The sequence below is a fragment of the Bacteroidota bacterium genome (assembly GCA_016715425.1).
GTDB lineage: Bacteria > Bacteroidota > Bacteroidia > Chitinophagales > BACL12 > JADKAC01.
In genome coordinates this window covers 569,548-588,016 of sequence record JADKAC010000005.1, presented here as the reverse complement: position 1 = coordinate 588,016, position 18,469 = coordinate 569,548, and the positions used below count along the sequence as shown (strand labels likewise).

Annotated in this window: 12 protein-coding genes and 1 pseudogene; 10 read left to right on the top strand and 3 right to left on the bottom strand. The window is 33.9% G+C overall.

What is annotated here, in order from left to right; translation table 11 throughout:
- Nucleotides 1-11: 11 nt before the first annotated feature.
- The gene (locus tag IPN31_08335) at nt 12-176 is read right to left on the bottom strand and encodes a hypothetical protein (protein ID MBK8681897.1); all 165 of its coding nucleotides are present in this window, start codon (nt 174-176) and stop codon (nt 12-14) included.
- Nucleotides 177-234: 58 nt separating this feature from the next.
- The gene (locus IPN31_08330) at nt 235-2,673 is read right to left on the bottom strand and encodes a ligase-associated DNA damage response DEXH box helicase (protein MBK8681896.1); all 2,439 of its coding nucleotides are present in this window, start codon (nt 2,671-2,673) and stop codon (nt 235-237) included.
- 415 nt (nt 2,674-3,088) lie between these two features.
- Between IPN31_08330 and IPN31_08325 the strand changes: the two genes are divergently transcribed.
- The 7 genes from IPN31_08325 (at nt 3,089) to IPN31_08295 (ending at nt 13,038) form a co-directional block, all read left to right on the top strand.
- Nucleotides 3,089-5,884 carry a DEAD/DEAH box helicase family protein gene (locus tag IPN31_08325; protein MBK8681895.1) on the top strand — a complete coding sequence of 932 codons (2,796 nt, stop codon included), beginning with the start codon at nt 3,089-3,091 and terminating at the stop codon, nt 5,882-5,884.
- A 41-nt stretch (nt 5,885-5,925) separates the two neighbouring features.
- Nucleotides 5,926-6,144, top strand: a complete 219-nt coding sequence (locus tag IPN31_08320; GenBank protein MBK8681894.1) for a hypothetical protein — start codon at nt 5,926-5,928, stop codon at nt 6,142-6,144.
- Nucleotides 6,145-6,372: 228 nt separating this feature from the next.
- Nucleotides 6,373-7,824 carry a putative DNA binding domain-containing protein gene (locus IPN31_08315; GenBank protein ID MBK8681893.1) on the top strand — a complete coding sequence of 484 codons (1,452 nt, stop codon included), beginning with the start codon at nt 6,373-6,375 and terminating at the stop codon, nt 7,822-7,824.
- A gap of 221 nt (nt 7,825-8,045) precedes the next feature.
- Nucleotides 8,046-9,428 carry a restriction endonuclease subunit S gene (locus tag IPN31_08310; protein ID MBK8681892.1) on the top strand — a complete coding sequence of 461 codons (1,383 nt, stop codon included), beginning with the start codon at nt 8,046-8,048 and terminating at the stop codon, nt 9,426-9,428.
- Nucleotides 9,415-10,956: an AAA family ATPase gene (locus IPN31_08305; protein MBK8681891.1), complete on the top strand. Its 1,542-nt coding sequence runs from the start codon at nt 9,415-9,417 to the stop codon at nt 10,954-10,956. The genes IPN31_08310 and IPN31_08305 overlap by 14 nt, the downstream gene beginning before the upstream one ends.
- A gap of 4 nt (nt 10,957-10,960) precedes the next feature.
- Nucleotides 10,961-11,554: a hypothetical protein gene (locus tag IPN31_08300; GenBank protein MBK8681890.1), complete on the top strand. Its 594-nt coding sequence runs from the start codon at nt 10,961-10,963 to the stop codon at nt 11,552-11,554.
- Nucleotides 11,551-13,038 carry an SAM-dependent DNA methyltransferase gene (locus IPN31_08295; GenBank protein ID MBK8681889.1) on the top strand — a complete coding sequence of 496 codons (1,488 nt, stop codon included), beginning with the start codon at nt 11,551-11,553 and terminating at the stop codon, nt 13,036-13,038. The genes IPN31_08300 and IPN31_08295 overlap by 4 nt, the downstream gene beginning before the upstream one ends.
- Nucleotides 13,039-13,331: 293 nt before the next feature.
- On the opposite strand, the gene IPN31_08290 is transcribed toward IPN31_08295, so the two are convergent.
- Nucleotides 13,332-14,072 carry a hypothetical protein gene (locus IPN31_08290; GenBank protein ID MBK8681888.1) on the bottom strand — a complete coding sequence of 247 codons (741 nt, stop codon included), beginning with the start codon at nt 14,070-14,072 and terminating at the stop codon, nt 13,332-13,334.
- A 694-nt stretch (nt 14,073-14,766) separates the two neighbouring features.
- On the opposite strand from IPN31_08290, the gene IPN31_08285 reads away from it, so the two are divergent.
- The 3 genes and pseudogenes from IPN31_08285 to IPN31_08275 all read left to right on the top strand — a co-directional run bounded on the left by IPN31_08285 (nt 14,767) and on the right by IPN31_08275 (nt 18,262).
- The gene (locus IPN31_08285) at nt 14,767-15,327 is read left to right on the top strand and encodes a helix-turn-helix transcriptional regulator (GenBank protein MBK8681887.1); all 561 of its coding nucleotides are present in this window, start codon (nt 14,767-14,769) and stop codon (nt 15,325-15,327) included.
- 704 nt (nt 15,328-16,031) lie between these two features.
- A complete protein-coding gene (locus tag IPN31_08280) occupies nt 16,032-17,144 on the top strand; it encodes a T9SS type A sorting domain-containing protein (GenBank protein ID MBK8681886.1) in 1,113 nt (370 codons plus the stop codon).
- 548 nt (nt 17,145-17,692) lie between these two features.
- Nucleotides 17,693-18,262 (top strand): annotated as a pseudogene (locus IPN31_08275) (YkgB family protein).
- The last annotated feature ends 207 nt before the right edge of the window (nt 18,263-18,469 follow it).

Genomic DNA, 18,469 nt, shown 5'->3' with positions numbered 1-18,469 from the left:
GAAATTTTTTCTTAAATGTAATCCGCAGCTAAGGCCCAGGATGTAAACATGAATGGCAAAGAGAGCCAGAAAAAATGGCTCATGAAAATAACCATATAAATAAATACGGCAGTAAAAAATATACCCATTAACACATACTTCAGGCGACCTTTTCTTTTATTTTCTGTTTTTTCCATTGTTAAAAGTTTACGCCGGCAAATGTAGGGCAAAAATTGCTGTTGTAAAAATGAAGAATTACACAGCGCTATTATCAGCAAGTAAACGGGCAATACGATCGCTCAGCCGCTCGGAACTCAGTTTCTCCCGCAAACTATCCACCACTATCGGAAAAGCAAAGGGTGTAAACCTTGCTGAATATTTAATGAGGATTTCTGAAGTATCAATTCTCATGTATGCTTTTCGCAAGCGGGCATGTTCAAAATGATCATTCACAATTTCATCATACGCTTGTTTTAATAACAGATTATTCGGATCGTATTGCAGCAACACATCAAATATTAATTGAGAGCCCGATTGCAGGTGACGACTCTTTTTCATTTTACCCGGAAAACCGGTGAACACCATTCCGGAAATAATACTTATGTCTCTGAATTTTCTCTTTGCCATTTCCATAGCATTCACACTATTCATTACTTCTGTTTCCAGATTTTTAATTTCAAATAACATACGCACAACAGCTTCTGTAATTTCAATTGTTTCATTGCATAATAATTCAAAACCATAATCATTCATTGCAACAGAAATACTCATCGGTTTTATTTTACTCAAACGAAATGCAGTTAAACTTGCCATCACTTCATGCACTAATCTTCCTTCAAATGGATAAAAGAAAATATGCATTCCATCATCTGAATGTGTTACTTCAACAAGCAATTGTTTTGTAGTTGGAATTGCAGAACGCAATTGTTGTAAATCGAGCAACGATTGCAATATTTTAAATTCTTGTTTGCTTTCATTAAATGCACCCGGAGATTCCAATTGTTTGCGCATTAATTCCGACATGTAAGAAGACAACGGCATGCGTCCACCAAGATAAGAAGCAGTGAATGCTTTTTGTTCTTTTGTTTTTTTCACGAATGCAGTCATCTCTTTAAATAAAATAAATTCCAAACAATGACCTGCAAACCAAAACACATCTCCGGGATTTAATCGGGAAACAAAATACTCTTCTATCGTACCGAGAAAACCACCTTTCATCAATTGAATTTTTACAACCGGTTCACTTACGATTGTACCAATTTGCAAACGATGTCGGGTAGCAGCAGTTTTATTCATAATGCGATATACATCATGCACAATTCCCACCCTTATAAATTCATCATACGCACTAAATGCATCACCGCCTTGAGTAATAGTTTTTAAACACCATTGCCATTCATCATCACTCATTAAATGAAATGCATGCGTGTTGCGAATTTCTTGTAACAATTCTTTTTCTTTAAATCCTTCACCAATAGAAAGCGAAACCAAGTATTGAATTAATACATCAAAGCATTGCACAAAGGGTTCTCGCTTTTCTACAATCTCTTCTTTTAATGCTTGTTTTATTGCGGCAATTTCTACCAACTCCAAAGCATGTGTCGGTACAAAAAATATTTTTGAAACAGCACCCGGCTGATGACCACTTCTTCCTGCCCGTTGAGTAAATCTTGCAACACCTTTCGGCGAACCGATTTGTATTACAGTATCTACAGGACGAAAGTCAACACCCAGATCCAAACTGCTTGTTGCAATCACTGCTTTCAATGAACCTGCATGTAAACTCTCCTCCACCCAATCACGCACTTCCCTGCTTAAGGAACCATGATGCAATGCAATTTGCCCTGCAAGTTCTTCATCAAATTCCAACAATTGATGATACCATATTTCTGCCATTGCTCTGGTGTTTGTAAAAATTAAAGCAGTGTGTGCAGAATAAATAATATCTACAATTTGTGGTAACAATTTTAATCCGATATGTCCAGCCCAAGGCAACACTTCTATGCTTTCAGGAAATACAGTTTGTACAGAAATTTCTTTTTTAATATTACTGCGAATGATAGAAGTTTTTTCTTCAGGAATATCATTACCAAGCAACACTTCCATTGCTTCAATTAAATTTCCTATAGTAGCAGAAATTCCCCAGATGCGCAGTTGCGGAGAAATATGTTTAATGCGGGAAATAGCAAGTTCCGTTTGCACACCTCTTTTACTTCCCAGCAACTCATGCCATTCATCCACCACAATTGCTTCCACATTTTTAAACAATAAAGAATACCCCGGCGAACAAAATAATACATGAATACTTTCCGGAGTAATAATTAAACAATCAGGCATTTGTTTTTTCTGTCGCTGCTTCACAGAAGTTTGCGTATCACCTGTGCGCAGTTCTACTTTCCAATCCAATTCCATAATTACACAAGCCTCTTGCAATGCTCTGCAAATATCTTTTGCCAATGCACGAAGCGGAGTAATCCATAATACTTTTAATCCCGGATTTACAGTTTCGCCATTCTTTATTTTTTCTAATTCCGCACAAATAATAGGAATAAACATCGCATACGTTTTTCCACTTCCCGTAGGCGCATTCAACAACCCATGCATACCCGCATCATACGCTTCCGCCAATTGCAATTGAAATGGATAAGGCTTCCATTTTTTGCGAGTGTACCATTGTTGGAGGTGGGGGTGCATGGAAGCAATGATACGCAGTTGCAATTGAATTTTTATTCCCGAATTAAAGAACATCATTTTTTACTTTCATAAAATAGTATAACTTCGGAAAGTTTGAAGGTAGTGGGGGAAAAGAATAATTATTAGACAATTATTAAATAGCAGAAATAATGGGAATCGAAAATTAGATTTTTAGGAAAACAATCTTAAAGAATTATTATAAGTTTTAGGCTAGCTTATGCAGACACTAAAACATCATTCAATGAAAAAAATATTTTTTAACAATAAACTATATAATGTGTGAGAACAAAACATACTTATTTTCTTTTTGCAACTGCACAAACTAAATTTGAAAAAAAATTAAAGAATATTTACTCAAACGCATTATAAAAACAACAAGGACAGAATACTATCTTTGAATACTTTCAAAATATAAATGCCAGAACTAAATCAAGATCCTGAACAATTAGCAAGAGATAAAATTGATGCTCAATTAATCGCTTGTGGCTGGACTATTCAGGACAAAGACAAAATAAACCTGAATGCTTCAAGCGGAATTGTTGTGCGCTACTATTTGACACAAGATGGAAAAGAAACGGACTATGTACTATTCGTTGACAAAAAACCTGTTGGAGTTATTGAAGCAAAAAGAGAAGAAGAAGGTTTTCGATTAATAAATGTAGAGGAACAATCTAAAGAATATGCTGATAGTAAACTTAAATATTTAAACAACGACCCTTTACCTTTCGTGTATGAAAGTACAGGAGAGGTTACACGGTTCACTGATTTTCGTGACCCAAAGCCCCGTTCACGACCAACATTTACTTTTCACAGACCGGAAACTTTTCGCAAGTGGTTGAAGCAAGAAAAATCACTTCGTAATAGTTTACGTGATTTGCCTGAATTGCTAACCGAAGGTTTGCGTGATTGCCAAATAAAAGCAATCACTGAACTTGACAAATCATTCAAGGAAAACAAACCAAAAGCATTAATTCAAATGGCGACAGGTTCGGGAAAAACTTTTACAGCTATTACTTTTATTTATCGCTTGTTGAAATTCACTAATGCAAAACGGATTTTATTTTTGGTTGACACCAAAAATCTTGGTGAGCAAGCAGAGCAAGAGTTCATGAGTTTTTTGCCGAATGACGACAACCAACTTTTCACAAAACTTTACGGAGTGCATCGGTTGAAATCAAGTTTCATCCCGACTGACAATCATGTTTACATCAGCACAATTCAGCGTTTGTATTCTATTCTAAAAGGAACTGAATTAGACGAAGCAGCCGAAGAAGAAAATCCAAACGAAAGATGGCAACCGAAAGAACCGTTGCCTGTTGTTTACAGTGAAAAACTTCCGATTGAATTTTTTGATTTTATTGTGATTGATGAATGTCATCGCAGCATTTATAATTTGTGGATGCAGGTGATTGAATATTTTGATGCGTTTCAAATTGGTTTAACGGCAACGCCTGACAACAGAACTTTTGGTTTCTTCAAACAAAATATTGTGAGTGAATACAACCACGAACAGGCAGTTGCAGATGGTGTGAATGTGGGCCATGATGTGTATTTGATTGAAACAAAAATAACAGCACAAGGAGCAACGATTGAAAAAGGCGAGTATGTAGAACGAAGAGAAAAACTCTCAAGGAAAAAGCATTGGGAGATGCAGGACGATAATGAAACATACGGAGCAAATCAATTAGATAAAGATGTGGTAAATCCAAATCAAATTCGTTTGATTGTAAAAACATTTAAAGAAATGTTGCCGGATATTTTTAAAAATGAAAAACGATTTGATGAAAGCGGAAACTTTGAAGTTCCTAAAACTTTAATCTTCGCTAAAACAGATTCACACGCTGACGACATTATAAATATTGTGAGAGAAGAATTTGGAGAAGGAAATAATTTCTGCAAAAAAATTACTTACAAGAACAAAGACGAAGATCCGAAATCTGTTTTGGCTCAATTCAGAAATGATTATTTCCCACGGCTTGCAGTTACGGTTGACATGATTGCAACAGGCACGGATGTAAAGCCCTTGGAGTGTTTGCTTTTTATGCGTGATGTGCGGAGCAGAAATTATTTTGAACAAATGAAAGGCAGAGGCACAAGAGTAATTCCGTTGGATGATTTGAAAAAAGTTTCTCCCTCTGCAAAATTTACCAAAGACCATTTTGTAATTGTGGATGCAGTTGGTGTTACAAAGAGTTGCAAAACCGATAGCAGACCTTTAGAAAAGAAACCTGGCATTCCTTTAAAAGATTTATTGAATGCAATTACTGTTGGAGCAAGAGACGAAGATTTGTTTTCTTCACTTGCAAATCGTTTGATACGATTAGAAAAACAAATTACTGAACAAGAGAAAGAACAGTTCAGTGAAATGGCAAACGGTAAAAGTTTAAATCAGGTAGTGAAAGAATTATTGAATGCTTACAATCCTGACACAATTGAGAATTTAAAAGAAAAAATTGAAAAAGAACTTCCAAAAGAATCACCAAATAAAAAAGAGGAAGCATTCTACAAACTGCATGATGAAATAAAAGAAAAGGCAGCAGAAGTTTTTACAGGAGAACTAAGCAACTATATTGATAATGTTCGCAGAGCACACGAACAAACTATTGATATTACAAATCCTGATGCACTATTAAACAAAGGTTGGGCAACAGACAGCAAACAGAAAGCAGAAAATTTATTGGCTGATTTCAAAGCATGGATTGAACAACACAAAGATGAAATTATAGCATTGCAGATTTTTTATTCACAACCTTTCCGCAGACGTGAACTCACTTACAAAATGATTCAGCAGGTTCTTGAAAAATTGAAATTAGAAAAACCTTTGCTTGCTCCTATCCAAGTGTGGCGGGCTTATGAGCAATTAGAAAAAGTTACAGGCAGTCCGAAAACAGAATTGATTGCTTTGGTTTCTTTACTTAGAAGAATTACAGACATTGACACAGCACTAACAAGTTATGATAAAACAGTTGACAGAAATTTTCAGCAATGGATATTAAAAAAGAATGCCGGACAACACAATCTTTTTAATAAAGAACAAATGCAATGGCTCAACATGATTAAAGATCACATTGCAACAAGCATTCATTTAGATGCTGATGATTTGGACTATACTCCTTTTGATGCACAAGGTGGAAAAGGGAAAATGTTTCAGTTGTTTGGCGAAAGCATGAATGACATTATTAACGAGCTTAATGAAGTGTTGGCAGCATAATGAAACCACTCAAGAAAGGAATAAAAACGAATCACCGGTTTTTGGATGAAGCCGGTGATACTGCATTTTATGGTAAAGGAAAAAAAGCAATAATTGGCAATGAGGGAGTTTCAAACTGTTTTATGATTGGAATGGTAAAATTTAAAGAGCCCCTGCAAGGTGTTAGAGATAGAGTACAAAATTTAATGGTTGCTGATGAAGACAAAAAAAATAAGTCCACCATTGCACTAATCCCACTTTTACAGCGGGAAACGGTTTGAAGCCGACATTCATGCAGGGTGAACTCAATAACAAATGTAAAAACAAATGAATAACAATAATAAATTCAAATCAACGGTTAATAACAGAATTAGGGGAAATTTCTTATTTGATGGTTATTTAACTTCGATAGTTTTTAATCACTAAATCCAATAACCCCTAAAAATAGTAATTCAGAAAAAATGAATAATATGATTGATGAATTAAACGAAGTGTTAGCAGCATAAAAAATGACCGAAAAAGAATTAAATAAAATCATTGCCCGACTTTTAAAACTCCCCAAAGAATGTGAGTGGATAGAGTTTAAACTCAATCTTAAAACTGAAGAAGAAATTGGGAAATATATTTCTGCATTAAGCAACGGTGCTTGTTTACAAAATGAACCGTTCGGCTATTTGGTTTTTGGAATTAATGATGTAACACTATTACCGGAAGGAACAAAGTTCAAAGCAACGATGCATAAAGTTGGCAATGAAGAATTGGAACACTGGCTTTTGCAGCGGCTTTCACCGAGAATAGAAATTGCTATTTACGAAACCGTTTACAATAATAACCCAATTACACTATTTCAAATTCAGGCGGCACATAGCCAACCTACTTGCTTTTCTCAACATGATTATATAAGAATTGGAAGTATTACCAGGTCATTAAAGGATTTTCCAGAGAAGGAAAAAAAGATATGGATAAATGGACCAAAACAAATTTTTGAAAAAGGAATTGCATTACAGGTAGAATCAAATGCAGATGTAATTGCCATGCTTGATACCCAATGCTATTTTGACTTGTCAAAAATTCCATACCCGTCAAACCGTGAGGCTGTAATTGAAAAGTTTATAAGCGAAAAATTTATTAACCCAACACAGAATGGTTATGCTATAACAAATTTAGGAGCCTTGCTCTTTGCAAAAAATATTAGAGATTTTGATGCGGTAAAACGCAAGGCTGTACGAGTAATACAATATGCCGGAAAAGATAAATTGAAAACCATTAAAGAGCATGAAGGCAAATTTGGTTATGCAGTGGGCTTTGAGGGAATGATAAAATACATCAACGACCTTTTACCTACCAACGAAATTTTAGGACAAGCTTTTAGAGACACCGTAACCATGTATCCCGAAATTGCCATTCGTGAATTGGTTGCCAACGCTATCATACATCAGGATTTTGAGGAAGGAGGAACTAGTCCGGTTGTTGAAATATTTTCTGACCGTATTGAAATTTTAAATCCAGGATTACCTTTAATTACTCCCAATAGATTTATTGACGAATATCAAAGCCGCAACGAAGATTTGGCTGCCATGATGCGAAGATTTGGTGTTTGTGAAGAACGAGGAAGTGGGATTGATAAAGTAGTGGCACACATTGAAATTTTTCAGTTGCCGGCTTATGATGTACAAATACAGGAGAAACATACCAAGGTTATTTTATATGCTTATCAAAAATTTGCCGACATGGATAAGAAAGACAGAATAAGAGCTTGCTACCAACATGCTTGTTTAAAATTTGTAACCAACGAAATTATGACCAACCAAAGTTTGAGGCAGCGGTTTAAAATTGCTGATGAAAATGCTGCAATGGTTTCAAGAATTATTAAAGACACTTTTGATGCAGGATTGATTAAGGAAGTTGACCCTGATAATACATCCCGAAAGTTTGTAAAATACATTCCCATTTGGGCTTAATCTTATTTGACTGGAAAAACCCAATTAACTCAAAAATGACTCTAAACACTTGGTTTTCAATGCTTCCTTTATTTGACGGTTATTTGACTGAAAGCAAAAGTTTTCAACAATTGGAGGGTTTGGCTTATTTGACTGCAAACCCGAAAATGACCACAAAATTTTTTAAACCCTTGACCAACAGGCGATAACTTATTTGATGGTTATTTGACTGAACACAAAAAATGATTGACAAAAACGAAATACCAAAAAGTTGGGAGATAATTAAAGTATCAGAAGCTGGTGAACTTTTGAGAGGCGTTAATTACAAGAAGGAAAATTCAAGCAGTCAATCACAAGAAAATTATCTTCCGGTTCTTCGTGCAAACAATATTCAAAATGGAGAATTAAATTTTGAAGATTTAGTTTTTGTAAGCAAGAAATATGTTGCAGCAAAACAGTTAGTGAAGAAAGGAGATATTGTTTTTGCGATGTCAAGCGGCAGCAAACATCTTGTTGGGAAGTCAGCGAAGGCGAAAGAAAATTTCAATGGTAGCTTTGGTGCCTTTTGTGCAGTGTTTAGACCAAATGAATATTTCAACAAAGATTTTGTTGCTTGCTTTTTTCAAAGCCCTTACTACAAAAAATTAATTAGTGCAATTGCAAAGGGAACAAACATCAACAATTTAAAGCGAGAACACATTCTTGATTTAGATTTTCCTGTTCCCCCTTCAAAAGAACAAGAAAGAATATTTTCAAAACTTGAAGAACTTTTCTCCGACCTTGATAAAGGAATTGAAAGTTTAGAAAAAGCACAGAAGCAATTAAAAGTTTATAGACAAGCAGTTTTGAAATGGGCTTTTGAAGGAAGGTTGACAAATGAGAAAATTGTTGATGGTGAATTGCCTATTGGATGGATTAAAAGTAATCTTGGAATGCTTAAAGAATTTTCACTTTATGGACCAAGGTTTTCAAGTCAGGATTATTCTGAAACTGGTGTAGCAATTTTAAGGACAACTGACATTAGTGAAAACGGAAAAGTTGATTGGGTAAATGCTCCAAAACTCAATTTAACAGAACCCGAGTATCAAAAATATAAATTGATTAAAGATGATTTGCTAATTACAAGAACGGGTAGTATAGGAACTGCATCAATATTCAATGATGATAAGAGAGCAATTGCAGGAGCATTTTTAATTTATTATCGTTTAAAAAAACCTTTCAACATTCAATTCATTTTTCATTTCATCAAATCTCATACAGCACAAAAACACTTTAAGAAATTTAGTTCAGGTGTTGGAAGACCAAATCTCAATGTTCCAAATATTGAATTACTTGAAATCCCAATTCCGCCACTTGATAAGCAAAATGAAATAGTGAAAGAAATAGAAAGCCGTTTGAGTGTTTGCGATAAGATTGAAGAAACAATTGAAAACAGTTTGTTGCAAGCGGAAGCATTGCGATTAAGCATTATCAAAAAAGCTTTTGAAGGAAAGTTGGTAAAGCAAAACCCGAAAGACGAACCTGCAACAAAACTTTTGGAGAGAATGAGAGCGGAGAAAAAAAAGAATGAGATGGAAAAGAAAACTAAATTGAAATTAGAAAAAGTATACGATGGAAATTTTTAGATTAAAAACTTTAAGAATTAAGGACAATGATATTTTTCAAAAGGAAATAGAGTTCAATCTTTCACAGGTGTCAGACAGCTTTTCCGTTAATGCACCTTACTTAACTTTAATCCTAGGTGCAAATGGGACAGGAAAAAGCAATTTGCTTAAATTCATCATTGATGTATTCAGATTGGCGTATGACAAGTTGAATGAAATAGTAAGTATTACATACCCTAATGGAAAGTATTATTTGGAATATCAACTTGGAAATTCAAACTACATTATATTGAATACGCTTGGTTGGGAATACGCAAACGAACCACCCAAATATTTGCGAGATAAAAAAAGTGAAAAGGGAATTCGGTTCTTTAAAGACGGTAAAGAAATTCCTGATTCGAAAATTAAAATTCCTGATTCTATTTTGGCATTATCAATTATGCTTACCGATAAGTATTTATTCCTGCGGAATCCTTCAAACTATTCTATTTACAAATACCTTGGAGTAAGAAGAGACAGTAATACAGCAGGAACAAGGTCTTTAATCGGAAAAACTATAGAAAATGTATTCGCTGCATCTGAAAGAAAAGAATTTATAGATAGCTTAAGTGAAATGCTTTCTTTTCTTGAATTAGAAAATGATTTTCGTATTAGCTATTCACCAAAATACAAGCAACATTTTTTCCTTCCAGACTTAACATTAACAAAGTTTGAGAATTTTTTCCTTGATAATAAAAAATATTTGCCGAATAGAACAACTGAACCTTGGAGTGTTTCCGCTTTCAAACAACTGAAAAAGACTGAACCTGAAATTATTCCTCAGCTAGTTGAACTCTTAAAATACTTGTCAGGAAAACTTGAAAATTTAGAAAATTCACGAGCGCAATATTTTGAGTTCAACATTTTTGACATTCAACCCGGATTCAAAAAATTATTTACGCTTCTTCCATACTTGCATGGACTGAATATTATTTCTTACCCCGAAATCACTTTAAAGAAAAGCAGATATTACGGAATTGGAGAAAGCAGTTCAGGAGAATATCATTTTATTTCAACTATTGTTGGATTATTAGCCACTATCAAGGACAACTCCATTGTTTTGATTGATGAACCCGAAATCAGTTTGCATCCGAATTGGCAAATGAAATATATTGCATTCTTAAATAAGGTTTTTAAGAAATACAATTCAGTACACTTCGTAATTTGTTCTCACTCTCATTTTTTGGTTTCTGATTTAAAACCTGAAAACTCAACAATCATTTCATTGAAACTTGATGAAGAAATTTCAGCAACAACAATCGATGCAAATACTTATGGCTGGTCTGCAGAAGAAGTTTTGTATTCTGTTTTCAATGTAAGGTCAACAAGAAATTCATTCCTTGAATACGACTTGACAAAATTGGTAACATTGGTAAATAGGAACTCCAAAGAGTATGGTGAAATAAAGAGAATCATAGAAAAAATATCTACTCTTGTTTTAAGCGAGAGCGACCCATTAAAAATCTTAAAAGAGAAAGCAGAAAAATATTTAGAGAAGAATAATGCTTAACATTTTGACACGAATATCAATTTCACATAGAAGCCGAAGCTTTATTAATACTTTGCGTTTAAGGCAAGGCGGAAATTTTACATCTTCATCTTGGGGATTGATTCGTAAATCTGTAAAGAACGAGGTATCAAAAAAGCTATTCGCAAATCAAGGATTCAAGTGCGTTTATTGTGAAAGATATTTAATTGGACATGAGCCGGAGATAGATCACTTTGCACACAAGGGTGAATATCCTCAATTTACATTTATCCCTATTAACCTTTTTTACACTTGTAGCTTTTGTAATTCTTCAGGTAGAAAAGGACAACAGAATACAATAAATGTTTTAATGGAAAATTATAATCAATGCACCTTTTCCATAGTACATCCTTTCTACAATGTTCCGAATAATGAAATAGTATTCACAGACGCTGAAAGGATTTATCTTGACTTACCAAACTGCACACCATTAGGAATAGCGACGATTAATTTTTTTAAATGGGATGATTACCATTATTCACATATCCGTGCAATAATTTTAACTAATGAAAGATTAAAGCCATTAACATCGGTAGACGAAATGCAATTAATTCAAAAAGCAATATCATATAAAATATGAACAACAGCACATCAGCAATAGTCAGCAAAGTTTGGAGTTTCTGTAATCCGCTAAGAGATATTGGAGTTGGCTATGGAGATTATTTGGAGCAACTCACGTACTTGTTGTTTCTGAAAATGGCTGATGAATTCAGCAAGCCGCCTTACAGTCGTCAGCTTCCAATTCCAAAAGAATATAATTGGGAAAGTTTGACTTCAAAGCGAGGTGATGCTTTAGAACTTCACTATTCAAAATTGCTTGGTGAGTTGTCAAAACAAAAAGGAATCTTAGGACAAATTTTTGTGCAGAGCCAAAACAAAATCAAAGAGCCAGCCATGCTTTATAAAATCATTGACATGATTGATAAAGAACAGTGGGCAACTTTGGGTGCAGACATTAAAGGAACAATTTACGAAGGGCTGCTAGAGAAAAATGCAGAGGACACCAAAAGCGGAGCAGGACAGTACTTCACACCACGGGCTTTGATTCGTGCAATGGTGGAATGTGTGCAACCGGCACCAATGAAAACAATTGCAGACCCGGCATGTGGCACAGGAGGATTTTTTCTTGCTGCTTATGATTACATCGCAAATAAAAATCTGGATAAAGTGCAAAAAAAGTTTTTGAAGTTCGAAACTTTTCATGGGAATGAAATTGTTGCGGGCACAAGACGAATGTGTTTGATGAATATGTTTCTGCACAACATTGGCGACATTGATAGTGATAATATAATTTCACCTGCCGATGCTTTGGTTGCTGATACAGGTTTACGAGTTGATTATATTTTAGCCAACCCACCTTTCGGAAGAAAGAGCAGCATGACTGCAACAAACGAAGAAGGCGAACAGGAAACTGATGAATTAACTTACAACCGTCAGGACTTTTGGGAAACATCAAGCAACAAGCAATTGAATTTTGTGCAACATATCAGAACCATGTTGAAGTCAACAGGACAAGCAGCAGTTGTTGTTCCCGACAATGTTTTGTTTGAAGGCGGTGCAGGTGAAACAGTTCGTAAAAAATTAATGGAGACAACAGAGTTGCACACCATACTCCGTTTACCGACAGGAATTTTTTACAAGCAAGGAGTAAAAGCGAATGTGATTTTCTTTGACAACAAACCAGCAGCAAAAAAAGCATGGACAAAAGAAATTTGGATTTATGATTTCAGAACCAACATTCATTTCACACTGAAAAAAAATCCGTTGAAGTTGGAAGACTTGAAAGATTTTATCACTTGCTACAATCCTAACAACCGACACAAACGCAAAGAAATTTATAATACTGAAACAAACACCGAGGGCAGATGGAGAAAATTTTCTTACGAAGAAATTATTGCAAGAGATAAAACTTCGCTTGACATAAGTTGGCTCAAAGACAATTCACTTGCAGACCTTGATAATCTTCCCGACCCTGATGTTTTAGCAGGAGACATTATTGAAAACTTAGAAGCAGGTTTGGAAAGTTTCAGAGAAATAATGTTGACAATAAATAGAAAAGAATAAAATCAGAATACAAAAATATTTTTCTTTCTCCTTCCCTCCATGTTCCCCCACCGTCCAGGCAGGTTCCTCAAAACGTAGCCTTGTGTGTTTGGCTTTGAGACCCTGCGTTGATTGATTGTCTGAACTATGATTAGAATGAATTCATGAAGACTAGGCGTAAAAAATAACCATCATTAAAATTAATACCACATCAAACAATCAATTAAATCACAGTTCCGACATTTAATTTATGTATTGTTATTTCTTTCTCAGCAGGTTTGTAAAATAATCCCCTTATACAATTATCTACTGTATCATCTTAACGGATATTCCAAACCTGCGGCATCTTCTTCACTGTATTTTAAAGCAAGTTCTTCCATATAATGGCGATACCCTTTATTGATATATTCATAAGGCAAACCGAAACGCAATATTTCTTCTACACGAAAACTTTCGTTTTCCCAGATATGATATGCATCTCTGATGTAGCGAGCATAAATTATCCAGGAATCGGGATCCATATTCATAAGCCAGGGGCATGTCTCAAATAACACGGGTTGCACAATATCGTAAAACTGTTTCATGCGTTCTTGCCGGAAATTATGAATGCGTTCTATTTCAATGTTTTCCTCCTGCATCATTTTTTCAAATTCCGCATCATTATATGATCTATAAATATCTCTATCGCCAAGTGTAATTAATTTCGCTTTCTCCGGCGAACCATAAAATTTTTTTATCTCTTCGAAGTAGGTATATTTTTCCCGAAGATTTATCTTCAGTCGCATATCTTCTTCTGTATGCATTGCAAAGCAATACATGTCGTATGCAACACAATTATGAATATCTGTACAATATTCTTTAAAGATAGGATGCGTGTGGCCTTGCATAAAAGGATATTGCGAAAGCATTAACTCTTGTAGTTTGGGATACAAAGTATCTCTGAAATAATGTAAAACTTCACCAAAATATAAAACACGGCCAGCACGATCTAAAAGATCCAATAGTTTTTTTGGCAGTCCCGGCGGTAGATTATCCATCCGATCATAGTTTTTCATTTAATAAAATTATATGTAGATTCTCTTTCAGCCAAATTTTTTCTTTCCTTCCTACCATGTTCCCTAACCATTCAAGCAACTTCCTCAAAACAAAGCCTTTTGTGTTAGCCTTTGAGAACCTGCGTTGGTTAATTGTCTGAACTATGATTAGAATAATTTTATGAAAACTATGATTAAAAAATTCATAGCCCATCAAACAATAAAATAATTCATAGTTCAGATAATTTACGAAAGCTAATAAATTTCTATCTCAGCAACTTCCTCAAATAATAACCTAGTGTGTTTGCCATTTTGAATTTGCTATAGTACAACATCATTTTACACTTCTCTAAATTTTAAAATATGTATATTCACTTTATTGCTTGGGCTGATATCACTGAGGTAAATACACTTCCATGTACTTCAATAATATGAACCACTTAATAAAAATAACTGCTGAAAAATCTTTGCATCCACTTATCGAACTCAATACAAAAAATAAAGAAAGCAGTGGTATTTGAAAATCAATTTTTAGTAATTTGTAGTTTCGTTTTTATACGAGTTGTGCGTAACTAATGGAGACACTGCTATATCCCCAACAGTTGTGCAATAAATGAACTGTAAAAAAATACCTTTGTAACTTGAATCATCACACCAATCATTACCTACATTTTAAGTGTAGGTGCATTAATTCAATAAGCAAAAAATACAATCAATGAAAATCTATATAAAAAATATGGCTTGTGAAAGTTGCAAAGTCGTTGTTAAAGAAGCTTTAGAAGAACTTGACATATCGCCGGTAAAAGTAGAATTGGGAGAAATAGAAACTAAGGAAGATATTTCTGATGAGAAAAAGATGAAATTAAATATTAAAATTAAAAAAGTTGGATTGGAATTATTAGAAAAAAAGCAAGGGGCGTTAATTGAGAAAATCAGAAAAGTGATAGTAGATTATGTTTACAAATCAGATGAAAAACCTAAAGTTAAGTTCTCTGTTTTATTAAGCAAAGAATTAGATTATAGTTATACATACTTGGCTAACTTCTTTTCGGAAGTGGAAGCAACTACTATTGAACAATATGTTATTGCATTGAAAATTGAACGGATAAAAGAGTTAATTATATTTGGTGAACATACTCTTTCAGAAATTGCTTACAAACTACATTACAGCAGCGTAGCACATTTATCAGCGCAGTTTAAAAAGATTACAGGGTTGACTCCATCACATTTTAAAGCATTAAAAGAAAAAAGAAGAATCACCATTCAGAACATTTAATCTTTTTCTGTTCCCACAGTTTTCAGCAGGAAACTTTGCGGCTTACTTACAATCATACTGAAAAATCAAATGCATCCATAGTACTTAAAAGCGTAACAGTATAGCTGCTTACTTTATCGGATTTATATTGCAAAGCTGAACTGTATTTATAATCTGAAGAATGGTTAACTAAATTCTATTTCGCTCTGATTGGATTAGTGTGTATATAATTGAATTGTTAAAGAGTAAAAGCATTACTAAAACATTTTTTGCAATCGAATGAAGATTCAAATACTTGATGCTTTTTATTCATACTTTTTTGCGTAGTATTTACACCTGATTCCAATTTAAAAAGTATTTGTGTGTTCACCCGTTCAGTGAGAAGTTTTACAATATTATATGCCATAAATCTTTTACCTGTTCCTATATACTGGTTCACGGATATATTAGCATTTGTAAAATAAATTAAGCATCAATATGATAAGGCAATATCAAATAGATGTAACCACTTAAAACAAGTAATAGTTATGAAAAATATCTCAGGTACTTTTACTATTTGATGTCTCACTGTCATGAATAAAAAAATATGCAAAAACCACAAAGTCGCCTGCGGAAGATTGTACGGGAACAAAAAAATAAATCAGATTATATAAAAAACTAAAGATTAAATTTGGGCATGGAATTAAAAATGAACCTTAAGATACTAAAAAAACACCCTCTTCATTATGAAAAACAAAATACTTGCCATCACGATTTTATTCAACACTTTTTTTTGTGTTAGGGCCTTTGCTCAAATTACTTTAATATCCACTCTTAATCCTGCATCCACAGGCGATGTTTGCGGTCTGGCTTATGATGCGGATTCCGCATTCCTATGGTCTTATGGCTGCAATGCTCTCGAAATTCAGAGCTATGATACGTTAGGCAATTTGGTAATTTCATTTCCACTACCAGGCGGAGGTGCAAATGATGTTGATCTTGAATTTGCTCCAGAACCATTTAAAATTAATGGAATTGAATATCCAAAAGGTCAATTGCTTTTAATCAATGGTGAAGTAGGTGCAGCTGAAATTTATGTAATTGATAATCTAACTGGCGAGGCTTTGGATACTCTGATTACAGCATTTGGTGCAAGTCATGTGGTGGGTGGTGCTTATCATCATATCCGTAAAACTTTTTTTCTTGTTCAAGATAATGTTCCATCAGGAAATCAAGCCAACAGAATTGCAGAAATTGATCTTAACACTGGCGATACAATTCAATCCTTTAGCATACCAGAAGCAACAAACAATTATGAAGTGTCTTATGGTGATATAGATATTGGCCCAACAGGAAATATATTTGTTGTTAGTAGTATTCGTGATAGTATGGTCGAGTTTACACCAACAGGTAGTTTGGTGCAAATGCATGGCTTGCCTGCAACAGTGGGTAATTTAAGCAGCATAGCTATTGATTGCTTTTCAGGCGAGGCATGGGTGGGTGATAAATCAACAGGCAATTTATATCGCCTTGGTAATTTCCCTTTTGGAGGCTCTCCATGTTCTACTGTAGTAGATATTGATGAAATTAAACCTCAGTCATTTTATTTATCAGATGTATTTCCAAATCCTTTCAACTCAGAATTTAGTTTTTCAATGCATTTTAATCAGACCGAAAAAATAAATATATCCATTTACAATTTGATGGGAGTAGAAGTAAAACAGATATTTGAAGGAACAATTTCACAGGGAAAAAAAGATTTTAGTGTTCAGGAAAATACACTTGCTAATGGCGTGTATATTCTATCTGTTCAAACAGAAGAATTTGCAATTTCCAAACGCATTGTTTGTATAGAATAATCCTATTCAAATAATTTACTTTCGATTTTTTTTATTTTTCCGTTTCCTCAAATTACGGTCTTGTGCGTATGGCTTTTATAACCTGCGTTGATTGATTGTCTGCACTATGATTAGAATGATTTCATGAAAGCTATGATTAATAAAATCATAGCTTTAAATTCATAGCCCATCCAACAATCAATTAAATCATAGTTCAGAAATTTTACGGTAATATTAAATATTTACATTTCAGCGTATTCATCAAAACCAGAAAAAAAATGAATTGTGTTTGGCGAGTTCATAAAATTCTTCGCAACGATTTTACCAATGGAATGAATAGCTATTTATAAAATTCGTGAATGCTGTGCAATCAAGAATTAATTTATCAGCATCATTGAAAAATGAAATTCAAAAATATTTTTTCTTTTACAAACACGATATAAATGCTGATTTAAATTCAATATTTTAATCGGTTAGAGTTTAGTAGTTTTAAACGTTAACGATAGTTGAATGTCGAATAGAAATAGTAGTATAATGTAATGTTTTAACAACAACAAAATAAAATAGAAATGGATAAAATAATAAATTTTTTAGCTAATAGTCAATCTCAGTTTATTAACCTGGCTAGAATATCAATATTTATTGTAATGGCCTGGATTGGAGGCCTCAAAGCCTTTCAATATGAAGCAGATGGGATTGTGCCATTTGTTGCTAATAGTCCGTTGATGTCTTTTTTTTAAAATAAGCGTGGACCGGAATATAAGGATTATAAAAATCCGGAAGGAAAAACTGTAAATAAAAATATTGAATGGCATAAAGAAAATGGAACATACAAATTTGCGTACGGTTTAGGGACGGTAATTGTTATAATTGGCCTATCCACTTTATCAGGTATTTGGTTTAATAAAATTGGACTCATTGGAGGATTACTGACGTTTGGAATGTCGCTGGTAACACTGACATTTTTAATTACAACACCAGAAGTATATGTTCCTAATCTTGGCGGAGATTTCGCAACCCCACAATATGGATTTCCTTTTTTATCGGGCGCCGGAAGATTGGTTTTAAAAGATGTAATAATGATGGCTGCCGGATTAATATGCGCATCTGACAGTGCGAAGCGACTTCAAAAAAATTAGAAAATAACTGCTTCAAATAATAACTATTAATTCAGTTCAACATCTTCATTAAAATTGATAATGTATCATACAATTCAATAGATCATAGTTCAGATGAATTGATTTGCTACCTTTAATTTGCAATTAGAATTTTAAATGGACAGGTCTTGTAGCAAATATAAAAGCAACATAATTCCCACATCTTTCCTAAATTCAGAATCAATTTTA

Excerpts from the sequence above, each read along its gene's own strand:
- IPN31_08335 (MBK8681897.1), bottom strand. The coding sequence starts at position 176 with ATGGAAAAAACAGAAAATAAAAGAAAAGGTCGCCTGAAGTATGTGTTA.
- IPN31_08330 (MBK8681896.1), bottom strand. The coding sequence starts at position 2,673 with ATGCACCCCCACCTCCAACAATGGTACACTCGCAAAAAATGGAAGCCT.
- IPN31_08325 (MBK8681895.1), top strand. The coding sequence starts at position 3,089 with ATGCCAGAACTAAATCAAGATCCTGAACAATTAGCAAGAGATAAAATT.
- IPN31_08315 (MBK8681893.1), top strand. The coding sequence starts at position 6,373 with ATGACCGAAAAAGAATTAAATAAAATCATTGCCCGACTTTTAAAACTC.
- IPN31_08310 (MBK8681892.1), top strand. The coding sequence starts at position 8,046 with ATGATTGACAAAAACGAAATACCAAAAAGTTGGGAGATAATTAAAGTA.
- IPN31_08305 (MBK8681891.1), top strand. The coding sequence starts at position 9,415 with ATGGAAATTTTTAGATTAAAAACTTTAAGAATTAAGGACAATGATATT.
- IPN31_08295 (MBK8681889.1), top strand. The coding sequence starts at position 11,551 with ATGAACAACAGCACATCAGCAATAGTCAGCAAAGTTTGGAGTTTCTGT.
- IPN31_08290 (MBK8681888.1), bottom strand. The coding sequence starts at position 14,072 with ATGAAAAACTATGATCGGATGGATAATCTACCGCCGGGACTGCCAAAA.
- IPN31_08285 (MBK8681887.1), top strand. The coding sequence starts at position 14,767 with ATGAAAATCTATATAAAAAATATGGCTTGTGAAAGTTGCAAAGTCGTT.
- IPN31_08280 (MBK8681886.1), top strand. The coding sequence starts at position 16,032 with ATGAAAAACAAAATACTTGCCATCACGATTTTATTCAACACTTTTTTT.